Source organism: Shewanella sp. SR43-4, from assembly GCF_014163845.1.
In the GTDB taxonomy this organism is placed as follows: Bacteria; Pseudomonadota; Gammaproteobacteria; order Enterobacterales; family Shewanellaceae; genus Shewanella; species Shewanella vesiculosa.
Genome location: NZ_JACJEB010000003.1, coordinates 41,952 through 66,274 on the forward strand (window position 1 = coordinate 41,952; position 24,323 = coordinate 66,274).

At 41.5% G+C, this 24,323-nt stretch carries 19 protein-coding genes; 12 read left to right on the forward strand and 7 right to left on the reverse strand.

What is annotated here, in order from left to right; translation table 11 throughout:
- Positions 1–217: 217 nt before the first annotated feature.
- Complete coding sequence (locus H5123_RS04005; protein ID WP_124015805.1) at positions 218–1,504, reverse strand: citrate synthase; 1,287 nt, start codon at positions 1,502–1,504, stop codon at positions 218–220.
- A 429-nt stretch (positions 1,505–1,933) separates the two neighbouring features.
- Between H5123_RS04005 and sdhC the strand changes: the two genes are divergently transcribed.
- The 9 genes from sdhC (at position 1,934) to H5123_RS04050 (ending at position 12,546) form a co-directional block, all read left to right on the forward strand.
- Positions 1,934–2,308: a succinate dehydrogenase cytochrome b556 subunit gene (sdhC, locus tag H5123_RS04010; protein ID WP_124015806.1), complete on the forward strand. Its 375-nt coding sequence runs from the start codon at positions 1,934–1,936 to the stop codon at positions 2,306–2,308.
- Positions 2,302–2,649, forward strand: coding sequence for a succinate dehydrogenase, hydrophobic membrane anchor protein (gene sdhD / locus H5123_RS04015; protein WP_124015807.1), 348 nt, complete (start codon positions 2,302–2,304; stop codon positions 2,647–2,649). The genes sdhC and sdhD overlap by 7 nt, the downstream gene beginning before the upstream one ends.
- A complete protein-coding gene (gene sdhA, locus H5123_RS04020) occupies positions 2,650–4,416 on the forward strand; it encodes a succinate dehydrogenase flavoprotein subunit (protein WP_124015808.1) in 1,767 nt (588 codons plus the stop codon). It abuts the gene before it with no gap.
- A 16-nt stretch (positions 4,417–4,432) separates the two neighbouring features.
- On the forward strand, positions 4,433–5,140 hold the full coding sequence (locus tag H5123_RS04025; protein WP_124015809.1) for a succinate dehydrogenase iron-sulfur subunit: 708 nt from the start codon (positions 4,433–4,435) through the stop codon (positions 5,138–5,140).
- Between the two features lie 203 nt (positions 5,141–5,343).
- Positions 5,344–8,166, forward strand: a complete 2,823-nt coding sequence (gene sucA / locus H5123_RS04030) for a 2-oxoglutarate dehydrogenase E1 component (protein WP_124015810.1) — start codon at positions 5,344–5,346, stop codon at positions 8,164–8,166.
- Positions 8,167–8,194: 28 nt separating this feature from the next.
- Positions 8,195–9,388, forward strand: coding sequence for a 2-oxoglutarate dehydrogenase complex dihydrolipoyllysine-residue succinyltransferase (gene odhB, locus H5123_RS04035; RefSeq protein WP_124015811.1), 1,194 nt, complete (start codon positions 8,195–8,197; stop codon positions 9,386–9,388).
- 75 nt (positions 9,389–9,463) lie between these two features.
- A complete protein-coding gene (gene sucC, locus H5123_RS04040; protein ID WP_124015812.1) occupies positions 9,464–10,630 on the forward strand; it encodes an ADP-forming succinate--CoA ligase subunit beta in 1,167 nt (388 codons plus the stop codon).
- The gene (gene sucD / locus H5123_RS04045; protein ID WP_124015813.1) at positions 10,630–11,502 is read left to right on the forward strand and encodes a succinate--CoA ligase subunit alpha; all 873 of its coding nucleotides are present in this window, start codon (positions 10,630–10,632) and stop codon (positions 11,500–11,502) included. The genes sucC and sucD overlap by 1 nt, the downstream gene beginning before the upstream one ends.
- Before the next feature lie 117 nt (positions 11,503–11,619).
- The gene (locus H5123_RS04050; protein ID WP_182697110.1) at positions 11,620–12,546 is read left to right on the forward strand and encodes an AEC family transporter; all 927 of its coding nucleotides are present in this window, start codon (positions 11,620–11,622) and stop codon (positions 12,544–12,546) included.
- Between the two features lie 161 nt (positions 12,547–12,707).
- On the opposite strand, the gene fur is transcribed toward H5123_RS04050, so the two are convergent.
- Positions 12,708–13,139 carry a ferric iron uptake transcriptional regulator gene (gene fur, locus H5123_RS04055; protein ID WP_124015998.1) on the reverse strand — a complete coding sequence of 144 codons (432 nt, stop codon included), beginning with the start codon at positions 13,137–13,139 and terminating at the stop codon, positions 12,708–12,710.
- Between the two features lie 348 nt (positions 13,140–13,487).
- Here fur and cobB point away from each other — a divergent pair, with 348 nt between their 5' ends.
- Both cobB and H5123_RS04065 read left to right on the forward strand, forming a co-directional pair.
- Positions 13,488–14,210 carry a Sir2 family NAD+-dependent deacetylase gene (gene cobB / locus H5123_RS04060; RefSeq protein ID WP_124015815.1) on the forward strand — a complete coding sequence of 241 codons (723 nt, stop codon included), beginning with the start codon at positions 13,488–13,490 and terminating at the stop codon, positions 14,208–14,210.
- A 31-nt stretch (positions 14,211–14,241) separates the two neighbouring features.
- Positions 14,242–14,688 carry an AAA family ATPase gene (locus H5123_RS04065; RefSeq protein WP_182697249.1) on the forward strand — a complete coding sequence of 149 codons (447 nt, stop codon included), beginning with the start codon at positions 14,242–14,244 and terminating at the stop codon, positions 14,686–14,688.
- 112 nt (positions 14,689–14,800) lie between these two features.
- Here H5123_RS04065 and H5123_RS04070 read toward each other — a convergent pair whose 3' ends face one another.
- The 5 genes from H5123_RS04070 to ggt form a co-directional block, all read right to left on the reverse strand.
- Positions 14,801–16,900, reverse strand: coding sequence for a bifunctional 2',3'-cyclic-nucleotide 2'-phosphodiesterase/3'-nucleotidase (locus H5123_RS04070; protein WP_182697111.1), 2,100 nt, complete (start codon positions 16,898–16,900; stop codon positions 14,801–14,803).
- A gap of 588 nt (positions 16,901–17,488) precedes the next feature.
- Complete coding sequence (locus H5123_RS04075) at positions 17,489–17,884, reverse strand: phosphate ABC transporter substrate-binding protein (RefSeq protein WP_182697112.1); 396 nt, start codon at positions 17,882–17,884, stop codon at positions 17,489–17,491.
- 11 nt (positions 17,885–17,895) lie between these two features.
- Entirely contained in the window at positions 17,896–19,119 is a 1,224-nt protein-coding gene (locus H5123_RS04080) for a hypothetical protein (RefSeq protein ID WP_182697113.1), read from the reverse strand.
- A gap of 83 nt (positions 19,120–19,202) precedes the next feature.
- Positions 19,203–20,819 (reverse strand): methyl-accepting chemotaxis protein, encoded by a 1,617-nt coding sequence (locus H5123_RS04085; protein ID WP_182697114.1) that lies wholly within the window; start codon positions 20,817–20,819, stop codon positions 19,203–19,205.
- A 440-nt stretch (positions 20,820–21,259) separates the two neighbouring features.
- Positions 21,260–23,011, reverse strand: a complete 1,752-nt coding sequence (gene ggt, locus H5123_RS04090; RefSeq protein WP_182697115.1) for a gamma-glutamyltransferase — start codon at positions 23,009–23,011, stop codon at positions 21,260–21,262.
- Positions 23,012–23,123: 112 nt separating this feature from the next.
- Between ggt and H5123_RS04095 the strand changes: the two genes are divergently transcribed.
- The gene (locus tag H5123_RS04095; RefSeq protein WP_182697116.1) at positions 23,124–24,296 is read left to right on the forward strand and encodes a GNAT family N-acetyltransferase; all 1,173 of its coding nucleotides are present in this window, start codon (positions 23,124–23,126) and stop codon (positions 24,294–24,296) included.
- Positions 24,297–24,323: the final 27 nt, after the last annotated feature.

A 24,323-nucleotide genomic window follows, 5' to 3' on the forward strand; every position in this document is an offset into this window, starting at 1 on the left:
TAATTACCACCAACTCAAACTGATTACGGTAATACGACTTTGATCTGTTAACACTTGTAATATATAGGTTCTAATAAACATAGCTTCTAACAGATTATAAATTTTCAGAAGGTGTTTAGTGTTGATTTATACAATGCGTTGAATAGTAGCTGATGTTTAAATCTAGATAACAAAAAAGCGCCTTTCGGCGCTTTTTTCTGTTTGGTTAATCAGATGATTAACGCTTATCAACGCTCACAAAATCACGCGCAGATTCACCAGTGTATAACTGACGAGGACGGCTGATTTTATGGCCTGGTTGATCTAACATTTCTTTCCAATGTGAAATCCAACCAACAGTACGAGACAATGCAAATAGCACTGTGAACATATCGTTAGGGATACCAATGGCTTTCATGATGATACCAGAGTAGAAATCAACGTTCGGGTATAGCTTCTTAGAGATGAAGTACTCATCTTCAAGAGCGATACGCTCAAGTTCCATTGCCACGTCTAATAATGGATCAACCACTTTCAGTTCTTTAAGCACTTCATGACAGGTTTCACGCATCACTTTAGCGCGAGGGTCGAAGTTCTTATAAACACGATGGCCAAAGCCCATTAGACGAAATGGATCGTTTTTGTCTTTCGCTTTCTCGATAAACTCAGGAATACGATCAACGCTGCCGATTTCTTCTAACATTTCTAAGCAAGCTTCGTTAGCACCACCATGAGCTGGGCCCCACAACGAAGCAATACCCGCTGCAATACATGCAAATGGGTTAGCGCCTGAAGAACCGGCTAAACGGACGGTAGATGTAGATGCATTTTGCTCGTGATCAGCATGTAATACAAAAATACGGTCCATTGCTTTTTCAACAACTGGGTTGACTTTGTACTCTTCACAAGGAGTAGCAAACATCATCGACAAGAAGTTACCTGCGTAACTTAAATCGTTACGTGGGTAAACAAAAGGTTGCCCCATTGAGTACTTGTAGCACATCGCTGCGATTGTCGGCATTTTCGACACTAAGCGGTAAGCTGCAATTTCACGATGCTTTGGATTGTTAACATCAAGAGAATCTTGATAGAAAGCAGATAATGCACCCGTTACACCACATAGCATTGCCATTGGGTGTGCGTCACGGCGGAAACCTCTGAAAAAGAATGCAATTTGCTCGTGAACCATAGTGTGTTCTTTCACTGTGGAAACAAATTGTTCGTAATCAGCTTTAGACGGTAATTCACCATACAATAGCAAGTAGCATAAATCTAAGTATGTCGATTCAGTAGCAAGTTGGTCAATTGGATAACCACGATGCAACAAGATACCTTGCTCACCGTCGATATAAGTAATTGCTGACTCACAAGATGCAGTAGCTAAAAAGCCTGGATCGAAGGTGAAATACCCTTTTTTTCCAAGTGTACTGATGTCGATAACGTCAAAACCTTCAGTACCTTTCTTAATAGGTAGGTCGATTGAATCGTTTCCTGGTAACTCTAATTTGGCTATATTATCAGCCATACCCCGTTCTCCTTACTTCATTCTTCTATATGAGTGCGGCATGTTAAGCGGTCATTACTTTACAGTGGATCGGGATCACAGATCAATTTAAATAAGCGTTTAAATTCGTTAGACCAAGGTATATGTCTGCTGTAAACCGCTCTAGGCTTGAATTAAATTAAAAAAACAGTAAAAAAACTTATTTTGCATAATGTGATGTTTGTATTTGACAATTCCCGCGAGTATACTTGCCTGCGTCCCTAAGGGAGACTAACGTCACAGTTTAGAAACGATTAATTTACGCACTAAATAGTGGTTTCTCAACTGATTAGATGTTTTAGAGTGATCTGTTATTTGTTTTAAAACGTAAGCTAAGTGTTAGCGTTAGTGGTTAAACAAATAACAGATATATAACAAAAATAATGCTCGACGGAGCTGAGTGAGCAGAACGTGAAAAAGCAAAGACCTGTCCATCTAGACCTGCAGACGATTCGCTTTCCTGCAACAGCGATCGCGTCAATCCTACACCGTGTTTCCGGTGTTATCATGCTATTTGCTATTGGTATTCTTCTATGGTTGTTAAATTCGACTTTAACATCAGCAGAAGGGTTCGCTAGCGTACAATCCTTGTTCGATGGTTTCGTGATGAAGTTCATCCTTTGGGGCATTCTAACCGCGTTAGGTTATCACTTGTTAGGTGGCATTCGTCATCTGATTATGGATACTGGTCGCTGGGAAGAGTTAGCTTCGGGTACAGCATCAGCTAAAGCTACGTTTGCTTTAGCAGCGGTTCTATCAATCATAGCGGGGATTTGGGTATGGTAACAAATGCAGCAAGTTTTGGACGTAGTGGTGTTCATGACTATATTCTATTACGCGCAAGTGCAGTGATCCTCGCTTGTTATACTATTTTCTTAGTAGGTTTTATCGCGTGTAGTGCCCCGTTAACTTTCGAAATTTGGAGTGGCTTATTCAGTTCACTTCCAATGAAAGTCTTTACTCTTATAACGTTGGTTGCTTTGCTTATCCATGCTTGGATTGGTGTATGGCAAGTGTTGACTGATTATGTCAAAAATACAGCGTTGCGTGGTGTACTACAGTTTACTTTTGTTGTTATCGCATTGAGTTATTTAGCTTCAGGCATAGTAATAGTGTGGGGTGTTTAAGTGAGTATTCCAGTACGCGAATTTGATGCAATTGTGATCGGCGCCGGTGGCGCAGGTATGCGAGCAGCATTACAGATTTCTAAAGAAGGTAAGAGCTGCGCGCTGTTATCTAAAGTATTCCCTACTCGTTCACATACCGTTTCTGCTCAAGGTGGTATCACCGTAGCATTAGGTAATGCACACGAAGATCATTGGGAACAACACATGTATGACACGGTTAAAGGTTCCGATTTTATCGGTGACCAAGAAGCCATCGAATTTATGTGTAAAACAGGTCCTGAAGCCATCATCGAACTTGAGCAAATGGGTTTACCTTTCTCTCGTTTTGAAAACGGCACCATTTACCAACGTCCGTTTGGTGGTCAGTCTAGAAACTTTGGTGGCGAGCAAGCCGCTCGAACTGCCGCTGCTGCTGACCGAACAGGCCATGCACTGCTTCATTGTTTATATCAACAAAACGTTAAACATAAAACTGACGTTTATTCTGAGTGGTATGCCTTAGATTTGGTTAAAAATGAAGATGACGTTGTTGTCGGTTGTACAGCGATTGAAATCGAAACCGGTGATATTGTTTATTTCAAAGCCAAAGCCACTATTTTAGCCACCGGCGGTGCAGGGCGTATTTACGCGTCTACCACCAATGCTCATATCAATACCGGTGACGGCGTTGGTATTGCAGCTCGCGCTGGTGTTCAGTTACAAGATATGGAAATGTGGCAATTTCACCCTACGGGTATTGCTGGTGCCGGCACATTGGTGACTGAGGGTTGTCGCGGTGAAGGTGGATATCTTTTAAATAAAGATGGCGAACGTTTCATGGAACGCTATGCTCCTAATGCGAAAGATTTGGCATCTCGTGACGTGGTAGCACGTTCAATGATGACTGAAATTCGTGAAGGTCGTGGTTTAGACGGTCCATTAGGTCCGCATTTGTTGCTTAAACTTGATCATTTAGGTAAAGAAACCCTTGAAGCACGTCTTCCTGGTGTATGTGAATTATCCCGTACTTTTGCCCACATTGATCCAGCTGATGGTCCAATTCCTGTGATCCCGACTTGTCATTATATGATGGGCGGTTTACCGACTAAAGTGAGTGGACAAGTTATTCGCCAGAATAACGATGGCACCGAGCAAGATGTATTAGGTTTGTTTGCTGTGGGTGAGATTGCCTGTGTATCAGTACATGGTGCAAACCGTTTAGGTGGTAACTCACTACTTGATTTAGTGGTGTTTGGACGTGCTGCCGGTCAGCATTTAGGTAAAGCGTTAGACGAAACACCTGAGCCTAAAGCGGCGACAGACGAAGAAATAAGTGCATCACTTACACGTCTTAATCGTTGGGAAAGCAACAAAGACGGTGAAGATCCTTCGGTTATCCGTAAAGACCTTCAATTGTGCATGCAGTTAAATTTCTCTGTTTTCCGCAGTGGCGAAGCCATGGCAGAAGGTTTAGAACAGCTTCAAGCAATTCAAAAGCGTCTTGAAAATGCCAAGTTATCTGATAATTCAACAGAATTTAACACTCAACGTATTGAATGCTTAGAATTAGACAACTTGATGGCCACCGCGCTGGCAACGGCTTATGCAGCTAACTTCCGTACTGAAAGCCGTGGTGCGCATTCTCGTGAAGATTATTTAGATCGTGATGATGATAATTGGTTATGTCATAGCATATTTGACCCAGTCACTACCGCTATGAGTAAACGTGATGTCAACATGACACCTAAATTGCGCGATGCGTTTCCACCAGTAAAACGTACCTATTAGGCAGGAGTTGCAAAAGATGAAATTAACATTTGCATTGTATCGTTATAATCCTGATGTAGATACCAAGCCTTATATGAAGGATTACACCCTAGAAGTGCCAGATGGCTCTGATATGATGGTGTTAGATGCGTTAATTAAACTGAAAGAACAAGACCCAACGCTTGCGTTCCGTCGTTCATGCCGTGAAGGTGTGTGTGGTTCTGACGGTGTTAACATGAATGGTAAAAATGGATTGGCGTGTATTACACCAATTTCAACCTTTAAAGGGAAGAAAATTGAAGTCCGTCCATTACCAGGCATGCCAGTAGTTCGAGATTTAGTCGTCGACTTGACTCAGTTCTACAAGCAATATGAAAAGATTAAGCCTTTCCTGATTAATGATGAAAAGGCACCTGTTCGCGAACATTTACAATCACCTGAAGAGCGCGCTCATTTAGATGGTTTATACGAATGTATCTTGTGCGCATGTTGTTCAACTGCTTGTCCATCATTCTGGTGGAATCCGGATAAATTTATCGGACCAAGTGGTTTATTACATGCTTATCGTTTCTTAATTGACAGCCGCGACACGGCAACTGAAGAGCGTTTATCTGATCTAGATGATGCGTACAGTGTGTTCCGTTGTCATGGCATCATGAACTGTGTTGATGTTTGTCCTAAAGGATTAAACCCAACGAAAGCGATTGGTCATATTAAGTCGATGCTGCTAAAGCGGGCAGTTTAATGCACCAAGAAGAGCAAAATAGTCTGACTTATTAGCTCTATTAAGAGTCATCTCCAATAACGGGGATGGCTCTTTTGTGTGTTTATGCAATACCTCCTGAAATTAGGTTTTTTAAGATAGTTTCAGTCTACGTGTGATGTAACTTATGTTACTCACTGTTATGTTTATGGCTAGCACGTGTATCAAGTTTGAAAGGAATAACAATGCACCAAGGCATCATGAAAGCTTGGCTCGAGTCGTCGTATTTAAGTGGTTCGAACTCGACCTACGTAGAAGAGATGTATGAAGCCTATCAAGAAGATCCGCAATCAGTTACTGCTGATTGGCAGCTTGTTTTTGATAATCTCCCTCCCGTTAACGGTGCTTCAGTAGACGTACCCGAAACAGCCCACTCTAAAGTCCGTGACTATTTCCGTAGCTTAGCCCTAGAAGGTCGTTTTAAAAACGCGAACAGCGTAACCGATCCAGAGCTAGACGCGAAGCAAGTTAAAGTCCTGCAATTGATCAATGCCCATCGTTTCCGTGGCCATCAAAATGCCAATTTAGATCCATTAGGATTGTGGAAGCGTGAGGTTGTTCAGGAGTTAGATCCTGCTTATCACGGCTTAACTGTAGAAGACATGCAGCGTCAGTTTAATACTGGTTCATTCGCCCTCGGCGGTGAAACCATGAAGCTTGCTGATATTATTCATGCATTAAAGAGCACCTACTGTGGCTCTATTGGTGCTGAATACATGCATATTACTGATACCGATGAAAAACGTTGGATCCAACAACGTCTTGAACCGACATTAGGTAAAGCCCAATACGGTAACGATGTTAAAAAGCGTATTCTTGAAGGGTTGAATGCTGCAGAAGGTATCGAAAAATACCTTGGTGCTAAATTCCCTGGAGCTAAACGTTTCTCCCTAGAAGGTGGTGATTCGCTCGTTCCTATGATGCGTGAAATCATTTACCGTGCCGGTGAAGCGGGTACCAAAGAAATCGTTGTTGGCATGGCTCACCGTGGTCGTTTAAACCTGCTTATTAACGTGTTAGGTAAACGTCCTGCTGAATTGTTTGACGAATTTGCTGGTAAACACGCTGATACCCATGGTTCAGGTGATGTTAAATATCATCAGGGTTTCTCATCAGATTTTGAAACGCCAGGTGGTAATGTCCATTTAGCGTTAGCCTTTAACCCATCTCACTTAGAGATCGTTAATCCAGTGGTTATTGGTTCAGTTCGCGCTCGTCAAGATCGTCGTGGTTGTAAAGATGGTCTGCAAGTGATGCCAATTACTATTCATGGTGACTCTGCTATAACGGGTCAAGGCATTGTGCAAGAGACGTTTAACATGTCTCAAACACGTGGTTTTACCATTGGTGGTAGCATTCGGATTGTGGTCAATAACCAAGTTGGTTTTACCACATCTAACCATGCCGACACTCGTTCAACCGAATATTGTACTGATATTGCTAAGATGGTTCAGGCGCCAATTTTCCATGTCAACTCTGACGATCCAGAAGCGGTGGCGTTTATTTCGCAACTTGCAGTTGATTATCGTAATGAGTTTAAACGCGATGTGGTTATTGATTTAGTGTGTTATCGCCGTCATGGCCATAACGAAGCTGATGAGCCTAGTGCTACACAGCCGCTAATGTACGCTAAAATCAAAAAACATCCAACGCCACGTAAAATCTATGCAGATAAGTTAATCGCTGAAAATAGTATTCCAGCCGATGAAGTGACTGGTTTGATTAATCATTATCGTGATGCATTAGATGCCGGTGATTGTGTTGTTAAAGAGTGGCGTCCAATGACGCTGCATACGGTTGATTGGACACCTTATCTCAATCGTGAATGGGATGAAGATTATGCCGGTGCGATGTCGATGGACCGTCTACAAAACTTAGCCAATAAGTTAGTCGATATTCCTGATAATCATCCGCTGCAATCTCGCGTTGCCAAAATTTATGGCGACAGAACTGCGATGGCAAAAGGCGAGAAGTTACTTGATTGGGGTTTCGCAGAAACGCTAGCTTATGCTTCTATCCTTGAAGACAACAAGCGTGTGCGGATTACCGGTCAAGACTCTGGTCGTGGCACATTCTTCCATCGTCATGCGGTATTGCATAGCCAAAAAGACGGCACTACCTATTTACCTTTGCGTAATGTGGCAGATGAGCAAGGGCCAATTGATATTATTGACTCGGTATTGTCTGAAGCTTCAGTGTTGGCATTTGAATACGGTTACGCCACAGCAGAACCAGGTGGTTTAACCATTTGGGAAGCGCAGTTTGGCGATTTCGTTAACTGTGCCCAAGTGGTAATTGATCAATTCTTATCATCTGGAGAGCAAAAATGGGGCCGTTTATGTGGTCTCACTATGCTGCTACCTCATGGTTACGAAGGTCAAGGCCCTGAGCATTCAAGTGCCCGTTTAGAGCGCTTCTTGCAACTATGTGCTAACCACAATATGCAAGTGTGTGTGCCATCAACTCCGGCGCAAGTTTATCACATGCTGCGTCGCCAAGTTGTTCGTCCGATGCGTCGTCCATTAGTGGTAATGTCGCCTAAATCTTTATTGCGTCATCCATTAGCTGTGTCTAGCTTAGAAGAGCTTGCTGAAGGTACTTTCCAAAATATCATCGGTGAGGTTGATACCTTAGATGCAAGTAAAGTTGACCGTGTTGTATTCTGTAGTGGCAAGGTGTATTTCGAGTTACTTGAAAAACGTCGCAAAGAGAATGTCACTAACGTTGCCATCGTGCGTGTTGAGCAGTTGTATCCGTTCCCTGATGTGGAACTTCGTGCAGCATTAGAAACTTATCAACATGTTACTGATTTTGTTTGGTGTCAGGAAGAACCGCAAAACCAAGGTGCATGGTACTGTAGTCAGCATCATTTCTGGGCTAATATTCCTGCAGGTGGTCAATTAACTTATGCCGGTCGTGAAGCGTCTGCTGCACCAGCATGTGGTTATCCTGGCTTGCACGTACAGCAGCAAGAATCATTAGTTAATAGCGCATTAAAACTGTCGTAATAGATAATTTATATAAGGGAAGCTTTCCATGAGTATCGAAATTAAGGTACCCGTATTACCAGAATCTGTTGCTGATGCAACTATTGCTACTTGGCATGTTAAACCTGGTGAGCAGGTGACTCGTGATCAAAACTTAGTTGATATCGAGACTGATAAAGTTGTTTTAGAAGTGGTTGCACCTGAAGACGGTTCAATCTCTGAATTGTTATTCCAAGAAGGTGACACCGTTTTAGGCGAGCAAGTGATTGCTAATTTTGTCGCTGGTGCAGTTTCTGGCCAAGAAGTGACTAAAGCTGAAGCGTCAGCGCCTTCTGCTGCGGCATCTACTGAAGCGGCTACTGATGAATCTAACGATGCATTGAGTCCTTCTGTACGTCGTGTGATTGCAGAGCACAATCTTGATGCCAGCAAAATTAAAGGTTCTGGTGTTGGCGGACGTGTGACTAAGGATGATGTTGATGCATTTCTTAAGTCTGCACCAGCTAAAACCGCGCCAGCTGCACCTGTTGCACCACTTGAAGGTCGTAGTGAGAAGCGTGTTCCAATGTCACGTCTTCGTAAAACCATTGCTAAACGTCTTTTAGAAGCGAAAAATTCAACGGCAATGTTGACCACGTTTAACGAAGTCAACATGAAGCCAATCATGGATATTCGTAAACAGTATCAAGACATTTTTGAAAAACGCCATGGTATTCGTTTAGGCTTTATGTCTTTCTATATCAAAGCAGTAACAGAAGCGTTAAAGCGTTTTCCAGAAGTAAATGCGTCTATTGACGGTGATGATATTGTGTATCACAACTATTTTGATATCAGCATTGCAGTATCGACACCTCGCGGTCTGGTAACACCAGTATTACGTGATACCGATACCATGAGTCTTGCTGAAATTGAAAAAGCAGTTCGTGAATTGGCTATCAAAGGCCGTGACGGAAAGCTATCTGTTGCAGATATGACTGGCGGTAACTTCACAGTCACCAACGGTGGTGTGTTCGGTTCGTTAATGTCGACTCCAATTTTGAACCTGCCACAAAGCGCAATCTTAGGCATGCATGCTATTAAAGATCGCCCAATGGCAGTAAATGGTCAGGTTGAAATCCTGCCTATGATGTACCTAGCACTCTCTTACGATCATCGTATTGTTGATGGTCGTGAGTCAGTTGGCTTCTTAGTTGCGATTAAAGACTTCTTAGAAGATCCAACTCGTCTGCTGCTTGATCTATAAGTCAGTAGATAAACCCTCGTCGCTGGCTCATATTGAGCCAGTTGGATTTGATTAGAAGTATATGGATAGATCATCATGAATTTGCATGAGTATCAGGCAAAATCTTTATTTGCCGAATATGGTTTACCAGTCTCTGAAGGCTTTGCATGTGATACTGCTCAAGAAGCAGTTGAAGCAGCTGGCCACATTGGCGGAAATTTATGGGTTGTTAAGTGTCAAGTACACGCAGGCGGCCGTGGTAAAGCAGGTGGCGTTAAAGTTACCGGTAGTAAAGACGAAATCAGAGCATTCGCTGAAAACTGGTTAGGCAAGAACTTAGTAACGTACCAGACTGATGCTAAAGGTCAGCCAGTTGCTAAAATTCTAGTTGAAAGCTGTACTGATATCGCCAACGAATTGTACTTAGGTGCAGTTGTTGACCGTAGCACTCGTCGCGTTGTGTTCATGGCGTCGACTGAAGGTGGTGTTGAAATTGAAAAAGTGGCTGAAGAAACGCCAGAACTTATTCATACAGCAATCATCGATCCGTTAACGGGTCCGCAAGCTTTCCAAGCTCGTGATCTTGGCTTCAAGTTAGGTTTAAACCCAACACAAATGAAGCAGTTCACTAAGATCTTTATGGGTCTTGCGAACATGTTTAACGACCATGATTTTGCATTATTAGAAATCAATCCACTTGTTATCACTACTGAAGGCAACCTTCACTGTTTAGATGGCAAAATTGGTATTGATGGCAACGCATTATATCGCCAGCCAAAAATCAAAGCGATGCATGACCCATCACAAGATGATGCTCGTGAAGCACATGCTGCTAAATTTGAATTAAACTATGTTGCTTTAGACGGTAACGTAGGTTGTATGGTGAACGGTGCAGGCCTAGCAATGGGTACAATGGACATCGTAAACCTACACGGCGGCAAACCAGCTAACTTCTTAGACGTTGGCGGTGGAGCAACTAAAGAACGTGTTGCTGAAGCCTTTAAAATCATTCTTTCTGACAGCAATGTTAAAGCAGTATTGGTTAACATCTTCGGTGGTATCGTACGTTGCGATATGATCGCTGAAGGTATTATCGGTGCAGTTAAAGAAGTTGGCGTTAAAGTGCCAGTAGTTGTTCGTCTTGAAGGTACTAACGCCGAATTAGGTCGTGAAGTATTGGCTAAGTCTGGTCTTGATATCATCGCGGCAACAAGTCTAACTGACGCGGCTGAGCAAGTTGTTAAAGCTGCGGAGGGCAAATAATGTCTGTTTTAATTAACAAAGATACCAAGGTGATCTGTCAAGGTTTCACTGGTGGTCAGGGTACTTTCCACTCTGAGCAGGCGATTGCTTATGGCACGCAAATGGTTGGCGGTGTTTCTCCTGGAAAAGGTGGTCAAGTTCACCTTGGTCTTCCAGTATTTAACACAGTTAAAGATGCAGTTGCACAAACTGGTGCAACAGCATCTGTTATCTACGTTCCTGCACCATTTTGTAAAGATGCAATTCTTGAAGCAATCGATGCTGGCATTCAGCTAATCGTTTGTATCACTGAAGGTATTCCTACACTTGATATGCTGCAAGTGAAAGTGAAGCTTGAAGAAACTGGCGTTCGCATGATCGGTCCTAACTGTCCAGGCGTAATCACTCCTGGTGAATGTAAGATTGGTATTATGCCTGGTCACATTCACAAGCCAGGTAAAGTTGGTATTGTTTCTCGCTCTGGTACATTAACGTACGAAGCGGTTAAGCAAACGACTGACGAAGGTTTCGGCCAATCTACTTGTGTAGGTATCGGTGGCGACCCAATTCCTGGTACTAACTTCATCGACGTATTGGAAATGTTCCAAAACGATCCACAGACTGAAGCGATTGTAATGATCGGTGAAATCGGTGGTAACGCTGAAGAAGAAGCGGCTGAATATATCAAAGCACATGTAACTAAGCCTGTTGTGTCTTACATTGCTGGTGTTACTGCACCAGAAGGTAAGCGTATGGGTCATGCTGGCGCAATTATCGCTGGTGGTAAAGGTACTGCTGCTGATAAATTTGCTGCTTTAGAAGCTGCTGGTGTTACGACTGTTCGCTCTTTAGCTGATATCGGTAAAGCATTACGTATTCGTACTGGCTGGTAATATTTACTCGGCTTAAAAAGGCGCTTAGGCGCCTTTTTTATTGCTTTTTTCTCAGTACGGTTGAGATTGTTATCGCCTATTATAAGTTTAGGTTACCTCAGCGTTAGTAAGGTTGTTATGCATATAGTGAGTATTATTTTCCCGTTAATGTTTATGGTCACCCTAGGCTATGGCTTAACCCGAGTGGGCTTTTTTACTCAAGAACATATTGCAGGCATCAGCAAATTCACTTTTTATGTCAGCATTCCGGCATTTTTATTTATCAATATGTTAGCTGCGCCACTGGCACAAAGTATTGATCCACTTGCGTTGCTGGCTTTTTATATACCGGTCTTAGTGGTATTTACCATTGGTTATCTAATTAATCGATATTGTAGTCCCGTAGCACAACAAAGCCGAGATGCCAGTGCCGTTTTTGCCCTAGGCAGCAGTTATTCTAATACTGTATTGGTCGGATTACCGATTATTACCGCCGCCTTGGGCGACACGATGATCGGGCAGGTATTTATGATCATTACTTTTCATAGTGCTACCTTGTTTGCGTTGACATTTATCTTAGCGGCACGCGCGCAAGAACAAGGCTTTTCGTGGCGTCGATTTACTCGTTCTATGCTACTCAATCCGGTGGTGATGAGCATTAGCTTGGGCATTTTAGCTAATGCGATAAGTATTAACTTGGGGGAACAGCTTAGTGCAGGGCTAGCATTACTCGCAAAACCGGCATTAGCCTGTGCATTATTTGTTCTAGGCGCTAATTTAAGTTTCTATCGGATTGGCGATCATTGGCGTTTAGCATTAGTGGCAAGTAGTTTGAAAATTATCTTGTTACCCGCATTAGTGTATGTGATGGCGCATTTTGTGTTTCAGTTAACATTACAAAATACGGCGATGTTAGTGTTACTTAGCGCCTCGCCATTAGGTGTTAATGCTTATTTAATTGCTACAGAGCTTAAACAGCATGAATCAACCTTGGGCAGCACAGTGGTATTATCTACCTTGTTATCTGTGCTGAGTTTCAGTCTATGGTTAACACTGCTAATTTAACCGTATTTATTTAATAAGACTTTTTACAATGCCATCCGCACTTGTGTGCTATGTACGGCTCCCAGTTCTATACTTTTTACCCCAAAAAGAGATGCAGATGATAAATTTTAAGCAATAAAAAACCAGCAAATTTGCTGGTTTATTTGTTGCCTACATATAGACTATTCGTCAGCGTGATCACATGTGTCGTTGGTGCAACGACCATAAAGGTACAGGCTATGGTGAGTTAACTTGATGTTATGACGCATGGCGATTTCGTCTTGACGACGCTCAATTACATCATCAGAAAACTCAATGACTTTATCACAGGTCAGACACACCAAATGGTCGTGGTGTTGTTGAGTCGATAATTCAAACACCGCTTTGCCACTTTCAAAATGATGACGATTAAGAATGCCAGCATCATCAAACTGGTTTAATACTCTATACACAGTAGCAAGGCCAATTTCCTCACCAATTTCGAGTAACTTTTTGTATAAGTCTTCTGCACTGATATGCTGATTATTTGGTTCTTGCATCAGTTCTAGAATTTTAACTCGCGGCAGGGTTATTTTTAATCCGGCTTTTTTGAGCGCTTGATTTCCATCTGTCATTGCTAATCTCTTGATTGCAGAACCAATCGGTTCATCGGTGGATATTCTGATCATTATATGTCTTGAGTTTAAAAACATAAACCTCTTAAGGTGCTTAATCAACCTATATGGAGCATATTTAGCAAAACACTCGCTGAAGTTGATATTATTTGTTACTAATCTCTCAATAAACTTACTTATACTAAGGGATTATTGTGCCAATTGGCTAATTCGATATGATTATATTATCGATAAAATGGCTTTTTAGGCCGTCAAGTCACAACATTTTGAAACGTATGGGCGTATTTTTGATATCGTATTGAAAGTATATGGCATTATATTTTACATCATTACACTAAAGGATAATCAATGTACCGGCAAATTGTAGTGCTAACCGGCGCGGGTATATCTGCTGAGTCGGGTATGAGCACGTTTAGAGATCAGCATGGCTTATGGGAACAGCATCATATTGAAGATGTTGCCACTCCAGAAGGCTATGCCAGAGATATTGAACTCGTTGAGCGTTTTTATAATAGTCGCTGGCAACAATTACACAGTGATGATGTTGTTCCCAATGCTGCACATTTAGCATTAGCCAAGCTTGAGACCGAATTTACGGGGGAGTTGTTAGTTATAACCCAAAATGTTGATGATTTGCATGAGCGGGCAGGCTCTAAACGATTGCTGCATATGCACGGTGAACTTGCTAAAGGTCGCTGTCCACAATCATTACAAACATTTATTTTACGTGAGCCATTTGGCGCTGACAATTGCTGTACCTGTTGTATTCCAGGTAAGCGTTTAAGACCACATATTGTGTGGTTTGGCGAAATGCCCTTTGGTATGGATAGAATTCATGATGCCTTAGATAGTTGTGATTTGTTTATAGCCATCGGCACCTCTGGTACCGTTTATCCTGCAGCCGGTTTTGTCGATAGCGCTAATCATCATGGTGCACAGACGGTAGAAGTTAATCTCGATCCTGCTGATCGCCACAGTCAGTTCCAATATCATTTTACCGGTAAAGCAGGTGATATTTTACCAAGTTTAGTGGCAGATATTTTAGCGGGTAAGGTGATTGGTAGTGAGTAAAGTGTTAGTTGATGGGACGAACAATGAGGTGATAGTGCCAAAGTTAGCCATTATCATGCGTGGCTTACCTGGTAGTGGTAAGTCTTATTGGGCTGAACAATTTATTATATCTCAAGGTATTGAGCAGGCGATTCATATTCGACAACACGGTTACTTTTCAACAGATCGCTATTTTTATTATCAAGGTGAATATCGCTTTAATCCGCAAAAAATTGCGCAGTATCATCAGGCTAATTTAACAGCATTTATCCAAGCATTAGCCCGAAGTGAACCGATTGTGATTTGCGATAATACCAATATTGCCAAGTGGGAATTTATGGCTTATGAGGCAGCGGCTAAAGCATTAGGTTATAAAGTTAATGTAGTATTAGTTGGACAACCTAAAGATGAGCCGCATCAACAGCTTTGTGCTCAACGAAACCAGCATCATGTTCCATTAGTACAAATTCAAAAAATGGCCCAGTTGTTTGAAGAGTAGTGATTTGAACAATAATTGTCTGACTATACAGTTGATGCCATAACGTTATGCTTATATCTTGCAAAGGTATTAAGAAAAAGGCGCATATAGCGCCTTTTTTATTGGATAATTATTACTTAGCAGCAACCGGCGTTGTTAGGTCGATGCTGTAAATAGCAAATCCTGACACTACATCAGCTGTTTTAGGTAACTTGACCATTTTACGTTGTTGGTTATCAGCAACGAACTTGTCGGCAACATCGCTGTCTTGAGTTTCAAAACGAATGTCTAATGCCACGGTGGCATTATCTATGGTTTTAAAGTCCCAGTTGTAATCAGCTGATGGATCAACCATAGCATCATATCCGCCAGTAGCATTAGGCTTTGATTGCTCAGTAATATAAGCAGACAATGCATCACGGTTGGTATCAGGTAGCTCAAGTACTACATGATCAGAACCAGTACCTGCAAATGCCCCACCAAATGCACGGTAGTTATTTGATGCTACAACAAATGACATAGCAGCCAAATCATCACCGGTGATAACCTTTGAGTCTGCATCTGTATAAGCCAAGTCAACAATTCGATTTGCATCTGGGTTAACGACTTTACAATCCCGATCAAACTTACTCGGTTGGGTCACATCAATTTTGTAAGTTAAACCATCAATTACGTCAAAGTTATAGGTTGGGTGGCCGGCGCGGTTAATCAAGTTTTGAGGAGCACTCACGGTTGGATCAATTTGATTAAACTGATTTGCTGAGCATTCCAACCAGTCTTTTAACTCAGCCCCAGTCGCTTTAACTGCTACCATGGTATTTGGGTACAGATATAAGTCAGCGGCATTTTTATAAGATAAATTACCTTCATCAACCTGCACATACTGGCTAGCATCACCTTCAGCATAGCGTCCACCGGCTTTAAATGGTGCAGAAGCAGACAAAATAGGTAAATCTTTTAGATCATCGGTAATTAATGTTTTAACGCGGGCAATTTGGGCATCTGAAACAATTTGCACAGTTGGATCATCTTGCACCAGTGTTAAGAAACTGTACATATTGGCGGCAGCAACACCGATAGGTTGGCTGACGTATTCAATCGTACCTTGGTGTTCTATTTCAATCGCATCACGTAAGCTTGCTTCACCTTCAACTAAGGCAATTTTATTGGCATTGTCGTAAATAGGGCGTGCTTTAGCCGTTGATTCTTCATGGATTACGGTCCATTTACCTTCAATTTGACGCACCACTAAGTCAACAACGCCTAAGTTATCTCCCCAACGACCAGGCATCACTGCAGGGATACCATTTAATAAACCTTTTTCTACGTCGGTATTAGGTAAATCACTGTAGCTTGCAGCAGGGAACACCGAGTGGCTGTGACCAAAGAAGATAGCATCGATGCCAGCAACATTGGTGAGTGCATAAGTTGCGTTTTCAGCCCATGGATCCCCAGGGTTTTCACTTGACCCAATTCCTGAATGCGGAATGGCTAAAATTATGTCAGCACCTTCAGCTTTCATTTGCGGAATAAATTTATTAGCTGCTTGAACTATGCCTAATACTTCAACTTTACCTTCTAAGTTAGCTTTATCCCATTGTAAAACCTGTGGTGGTACAAAACCGATATAGCCTATTTTTATGGTGTGCTCATTACCGTCGACATCAAGGACCACTTTGTCTTTAATAATATACGGTGTGAACATATTCTCATTAAATAATACATTATCCCAGCAGCCGTCTTTATCAGCACAAATGACATTTGAGTTAATATAAGGGAAGTTTGCACCGGATATAGATTGCTCAAGAAACGATAAACCGTAGTTAAATTCGTGGTTACCAATATTGCCGACTTCATAGTCTAAAGTATTCATTGCTTTGTAGACGGGATGGGTCTCGGTAAGCGTGTTACTGTCAGTTTTAAATTTATTGGCAATATAGTCTCCCATCGGACTACCTTGTAATAAATCGCCATTGTCGACTAACACTGAGTTCGTTACTTCAGCGCGAGCGGCATTGATCAAACTGGCAGTACGAACAAGACCAATAGTCTTGTCTTCTTTACCTGAGTAGTAGTTATAATCCATCATATTAGTATGAAGATCAGTTGTTTCCATCACTCGTAAATTAATATCTGCAGCAACAGTACTTGTTTTATCGTCGTTATTTGAGTTGCAACCGCCTAGTCCTAGTGCACCCGCGATAACGACAGCAAGTAGTTTTTTATTTAACATATTTTACTCTCTATTTTTATTTGACCCTGAGGTATATTTGTTATTTTTACCTCTTACGTAGTGTTAACTTCTTTTTATCTAATTGATAATAAGATGAAAATACAGCGGTGATTATAAGCATAGTAAATGAATAAATTGTGATACAAGGCTAAATAAAATCTATTCGTGAGTGAGATTGCGCAATTAATCATCATCAGAAATGATAACAGGCTACGCAATGTTAATGTTACGGTGTCAATGTTAATAAGTGGTGTTATTTTACTTCGGAAAAATGTGGCGAAATAACGCAACGAATAATTGAGTATTTTATATTCGCCAGAATTTACTTAATATTGAATTGTTAAATTTAACTCGATAAGCTATTAAGGATAGAGTGCGATATATTGCTTTTGCTCGTCATCATCTAATTCGACGTTATAAATGATGGTTATAAACCAAACAAGTTTTGGTGCTGATTTTTTATTAGGTTAGTCATAAAAAAACCGGGCAACAAATATCATTACTCGGTTTATATTTCATCTTCCAATTAACTAACATCGGTGATTATGTGCTCACGTTTATGGTGAGTTAATCACAGTAGTAATCAATCTATGGCTTCAGTATGACTTTTACTGTGGCATCAACATCAGCTTCATCAATGTAGCCAATGGCATTTGGATTGCTTGCAATCGCAGATTTCATTGCACCCGCACCAGAAACCGCTGGTGGTGGCGTACCTTTACCAGTAAAGACTTGCTTAGACCAAAATGCTTTGAGTTGTGCATCTGTCTTACCGGTTACTGCTTGATGAAACTCACTGCGTACAGGATTGCCTTCTTCTAATTCGTAAACGACGACTGAAGAATCCCCTTTACCCAAAAACGCTTTTTTAACATCATTAATTGCAATATCTGCAGCAGCAGGATTGCCAATGACAACAACCGCTGCATTAGCTGAGGTAACGGCTGTTAAACTTAGCGCTAAAATAGTCAGTAACTTGTTCATTATCATACCCCTTAAAATACTGCGTCGAATTTAACGGTGTAAATCAAGGTGTCATCATAGGCAAATTTACCTGTTGATGCGTCGAAGCTATTGGTATCTAATCCACCTGATGTATTGCCAAAGTCATCAGCGTAGGTGACATCAAATTTTATCGCGACATTATCAATTGCATCCCAACGTAAACCTAAGCTATAAGCCATACGCTCAGCATTGAATGCGATCATTTGTGTTGCCGCAGCAGTTGATAGCGGTAAACGATCCTCATTGTCTTGAGTTTTCGAGTAAGCAACGGTGATATAAGGCGTGAATGCCTTAATACGATAGCCTAATGTCAAGTAACCTGAATCAATATCAGGGTAGGCATTATCAATTTCTGAACGAGTCCATTCAGATATTGCAATAACTTCACCGTTGTCATAACTGGCACCCACACCAACAAAAGAGCCTTTATCATCGTTAAGCTCTAATAGGGTATAGTTAGCTTGAGTATTCACCCCTGGCGCTAAAGGAACAGTTACTTCTGTCACAACGGGTCCGTCTAATTGGGCTTGTGCGTATACGGCACGTAAAGTCCATATTTCGTCGGTCCAACTCACGTTAGCACCCATAAGATTACTGAGTTCAACCGCTGTGTTTTTAACTTTTGATTCACCACCAAATGCTTGCATTGTTAGGGTTGAGTCATCGTATTCAACATCATAAGATACACCAGCACCTGTGTAAGATGAAAACGGAATGGCACCGTAAACTTCTTGTGGCGGACGAGCAAAAGGTTGTGCATATCCTACATCGAGGTAATCAGAATACATGAACAAAGGTACACGCAGTTTACCGCCACGAACCTTGATACCGTTTTCAAAGCGGTGAGATAAATAAGCCCATTCAGCTTCAACTTCCCAGTCATATTTACCGCGCATCATTAACTGCAATACCGCTTGAGTGTTGTCAGAAATGTTGAAGGTACCTTGTAGACCTAATTTACTGTCTTCACTAAAGTCAGCGCTTGAGTCTGCACCGTTATAACCCGCATCATTATCAGAGCTAATATAGGCTCCGCTAATAAAGCCATTAAATTTGACCTTGTCTGCTAAGCTCGCATTTTGTTGCGCCTGCAAGGTTTGTACTTGTTGCTCTAGTTTAGCAATTTTAGCATCAGCAGCTTCATCAGCTGTTGCCAGGCTAGGGACCATTGCCATCGATATCGCAACAGATAACACTTTTAAATTAAATTGCATGGTTTTACTCCTTGAACATCACTCATCAATACGCCATTAAGGCTTATATTTTTTGGTTTTTAATACTAGCAATGCAATCAATCTCAAACCTTAAATTGATTGGTAATTGATTGCAGTCTTTCGCTAATATTTTGAATATCAACACTGATACCTCCCATATCAGCAGTCGTTACTCTTACTTTTTGCGAACCGGTTTCCATTTCAGTTATATATTGCTGGATTAACACCGAAGTGGTGTGTTGTTCTTCTGTCGCAGTAGCAATTTGATCATTAACTTCAGAGATTGCACTGACTTTACCTGTGATACGTTGTAATGCTTCACCGGCTAAAGAGGTTGATTGCACCCCTTTGGCCGCTGTGTGAATACCGCGATCCATAGCGTCAACCGCTTGTTTAGAAGTAGAACGTAATTCTTGTAATACTTGCTGGATCTCTTGGGTCGACGTTTGTGTTCTAGAAGCCAATGTTCTGACTTCATCAGCTACTACCGCAAAACCACGACCATGTTCCCCCGCACGAGCGGCTTCAATTGCAGCGTTGAGAGCCAGTAAATTAGTTTGATCTGCAATACTGCGGATTGTGTCTAATATGTCATTAACATTATGGGTAAATGCGTCGAGTTGATTTACCACGACGGCTGTTTGCTGCACTTCGTCAGCCAAGGTGTTAATGGTAGAAACGGCATCATTAACTATGACAAGGCCTTGTTTCGCCTCTGTGTTGGCATCTTCAGCCTCTAATGCTGCACTGGATGCATACTCGGCAATGTGAGTCACACTAACAAACATCTCTTTCATCGCTTGTGATATCTGCTCTATAGCCTCATTTTGCTGCTTTACGTTGAGTTCACTGTACTGACTGCCGCTGAGTAAGGTTGCAGCCACTTCAGTTAAGTTTTCTGTGGTGTTCTTTGTATCGGCAATAGACGATTGAAGTTTAGAGACAAATTGGTTAAACCAGTAAACAAGCTGTGCTATTTCGTCTTTGCCCGCATAGTGGATCCGTGCGCGAAGATCGCCTTCACCTTGTGAAATATTTCGCAAAGATTGAGTGACATTGTCTATGGTATTAATGATTGAGCGATTAACCAGTAATCCCATAATGATCATCAGTGCAGTAGCAATCACGCCAATAAGCAGAACACTATTTTCCGCATTTTTTGAACTGGTAATCGTCGTTTGAATACTTTGTTGAAATTGTTCTGCCAAAAGTGATTTTTTTTCAGCAAATTGTTTGACCAATGTTTGGTATCGCTTTGCATTTTCAGCAGCTTGCAGCTGTATTTTGCTAAAATCGACATCATCTTTAATAAACTCCGCGGCTAAACTGCTAGCATTATCATAGTAGATGTTCATATCGCGGTTCATTTTTTGCGCCGCAGCTGCCTCGTCTGGCAGTAGATCGATAAGTTGGCGTAAATTAGCTGAGATTTGCAATACCATGTTATTGGCCACATCTAACGCATCTTCTTCACCTGTAGTAATTGCTGATTGGATTGTTTGATCCAATTGTAATATTAAGCCTTGGTTGATCGTTGCAAGATTTAAGGCTGGATAAAGTTGATTTTGGAGTCCATTTAAGCGTTGTTCATTATTCTTACCCGTTTGATTATTGATGATAATCGAAATGACAAACGACACGATAGCGACAAAGGTGAGTAGGGCAATTCTATGTTTGATTTTTAAATTAATGAGTTGCATGAGGCCTTTTGTTAATTTAGTTAAGCTAAAAAAAGATAATAACAACTTAGATTGTGACTTAGAAATATTAACGTTTGATTAACTCGGGGTATATAATTATTAACAATAATAGCAGATGCAGCAAAGTGGTTCATTAATCTTAATAATATTTAAACAGTTTGAGGATTAGCATGAGTCTGACTAAATAACATTCAAGCTTATATTAATGATTGCCATTGTTTATCCTGCGGAGCAGGGTATAGCTTTGTTGGCGAGTCGTTTCGAGTTTTACTGGACATGAGGTTTTGAGTTTTTGAACGAATTTTGCTCACCAGTACAGTGGTAGAAAATTAAGCGTAAAATGATAGTCGATATCAATGCATATCTTGGTATTAATTATATGTAATAGCGGCTTTAGATGGTGTAAAGCCGCTGCCTTTTTATACTTGCAGATTAACGCTCTAGTAGCCGATGGCGGCAGAGCCTGCACGTCTTGGATCTGATGCGCCAAAAAGACCTTGTTCTGTCATCATTATTGATTGAGTACTGCCAATTGATTCTTGAATTTTGACTTTATGACCTTTAGCTTCAAGTAATGAAATCGTGTCTTTATTCAAGGTGTGCTCTACCCAAATAAAATCCGGTAACCATTGATGATGAATACGTGCTGCTGCAGTGGCTTCGGCAATATTTAAATTATGATCAATAACATTCATAATAATTTGCAAAGTAATATTAATAATACGCGAGCCACCAGGGCTGCCGGTCACAATGAATGGTTTACCATCTTTCATTACAATGGTTGGACTCATTGAACTCAGAGGGCGCTTATTCCCTTGAACAGAGTTTGCTTCACCACCAATTAAACCATAACCGTTAGGTGTACCAGGTTTAACCGAAAAGTCATCCATTTCATTGTTTAATAAAATACCAGTGCCTTTAGCGACTAAGCCAGAACCATAACTGAAGTTAAGGGTGTAAGTGTTGGCAACTGCATTGCCCCATTTATCGATAACAGAGAAGTGGGTAGTTTGATCGCTCTCATATGGCGCCAATTCTCCTGGCAGTATTTCGCTGCTTGGGGTGGTTTTATTAATGGAGATCTTACTGGCAATACTCTTAGCATATTCTTTGCTGATCAATTGTTTAACCGGAACGTTAACAAAGTCAGGGTCGCCTAAAAATTTACTCCGATCGGCATAAGCATACTTCATGGTTTCAGCCATAAGATGCAAGGTATCAGCGGTATTGTGACCTAATTTATCAATTGGGAACTGCTCAAGCACATTTAGCATTTCGATAATATGTATGCCACCAGAAGAAGGCGGCGGCATTGATACCACTTCATAACCGCGATATTGACCACGAACCGGTTGGCGCTCAATCACTTTATAGTTTGAAAGATCGGTTAGGCTCATCACCCCACCAGCATTCTGGACCGCAGAAACAATTTTTTCAGCGGTTTCACCTTGATAAAACCCTTTACTGCCTTTCTCTGCTATTAACGATAACGATTGTGCTAATTCCGGTTGTTTGAATAATTCATTGACCTGATAATTACTGCCATCAGCATGATAGAAAACCTCTGCTGAACTTGGCCATTGTGTAATGCGCGATTTAAGGCCGGCAAGAGAGTTAGACAAATCTGAGGTGACTAAAATACCGTCTTTAGCCAGTTTAATAGCAGGTTTTATGACTTGTTCCATGCTCATGGTGCCATATTTTGTCAGGGCCAGTTCCATTCCCATGACGGTACCAGGAACGCCAACAGCTAAACCGTGCTCACGGCTGAGCTTATCGACAGCATTACCTTGTTCATCAAGAAAGATGTCTTTGTGTGCTTTAGCTGGCGCCGTTTCACGGTAATCGATAGCGATAGTTTTATGTTGCTCGGCTAAATGCACCAACATAAAACCACCGCCACCAACATTACCCGCGCGAGGTAATGTCACGGCAAGTGCATATGCTACCGCGACAGCAGCATCGACCGCATTACCGCCTTGTTTTAAGATATCTACGCCAATTTTACTTGCTAATGCTTCTTGGCTTGAAACCATGCCATGCTTAGCATAGATTGGCTGAGCCGTTGCCATTTCACTAAAAATTGAGGCTTCGTTTGCTTGGCTGTTAGCAATATGAATGGCGGGATAACAAAGTGTTAGTGTTAAGGCTGAGCTCAACAGAAGCGGTGTTAATTTAGGGAATAGTGTCACGATTAATCCTTGGCGTGAATGGAAAAGATATTGTGATAGAACATGCCACATGATAACAATAATTGGTATGTGTTTTAACTTTACAACGTTAATTATTATAGGGTAGGTGTGGGTGGAACAAGTACAAAAGCAAAGTTATCAATATAAATTTGTTAATAGTATTAATACTATAGATCCTTCTGTATGGAATGAAATGTTTGGGGTGTCTCATCCTTTTACCCGTCATGAATATTTATCCGCACTCGAAATGAGCGGTTGTGTTAGTGCTGAAACGGGCTGGACTCCCATGCATCTTGTGGTGATGGATATTGATAATGTTATCGCCTTAATGCCTTTGTATCTTAAAACGCATTCTTGGGGCGAGTATGTGTTCGACTGGGCTTGGGCAGAGGCTTATGAGCGTAATCACATTGAATACTATCCTAAACTTGTCGCGAGTATTCCTTTTACGCCTACCACTGGTCAGCGTATAGGTTTTAGTGCTGCTTTGTCTATCACGGCACAGCAAGCTTTAATCGAGAGCATTCAGCACTTCTTGTCGCAGACTGTCATTGAGCATAACTGGTCATCTTGGCATTGTTTATTTATCCATGAGGCGCAACAGCATCAGTTTTCTCAGGCAGATGCTATGCAACGCTTGGGGTGCCAGTTTCATTGGCACAACCAAGGTTATGCTGATTTTAATGATTTTATTGCGAGATTAACGTCACGTAAACGTAAAAACATCATCAAAGAGCGAACCATAGCAAGACAACAGCTACAATTTAGTTTTATTGATGGCGATAAGGTCAGTCCTGAGCAGTGGCAGGGTTTTGTTCGCTGTTATCAAAATACCTATTTAAAACGTTCCGGTCACACAGGGTATTTATCACCTGCCTTTTTCGAACAAATAGCAGCAACGATGGGCGCGTCGATACGCTTATTGATAATTGAAGATGTTGATGGAAATCTAGTGGCATCGGCGCTGTACTTCGTGTCAGATACACACTTATTTGGCCGCTATTGGGGAGCATTAACTGAATGTGATGGATTGCATTTTGAGGCCTGTTACTATCAAGGTATTGAGTTTGCCATTGCCAATCAATTAATGGTATTTGATGCTGGCGCCCAAGGTGAACATAAAGTTATGCGAGGATTTCGTCCGGTCAAAACTTTCTCAAGTCATTTTATTGCTCATGAAGGTTTTAATGATGCGATTGGTCATTTTTGTCAGCAAGAACGCGCGCACATTGACATCTACATGCAACAAATGTGCGAACAACTGCCGTATAAGGCGATAGAATAATAGACATATCGGTAGTGAAATGGCTAA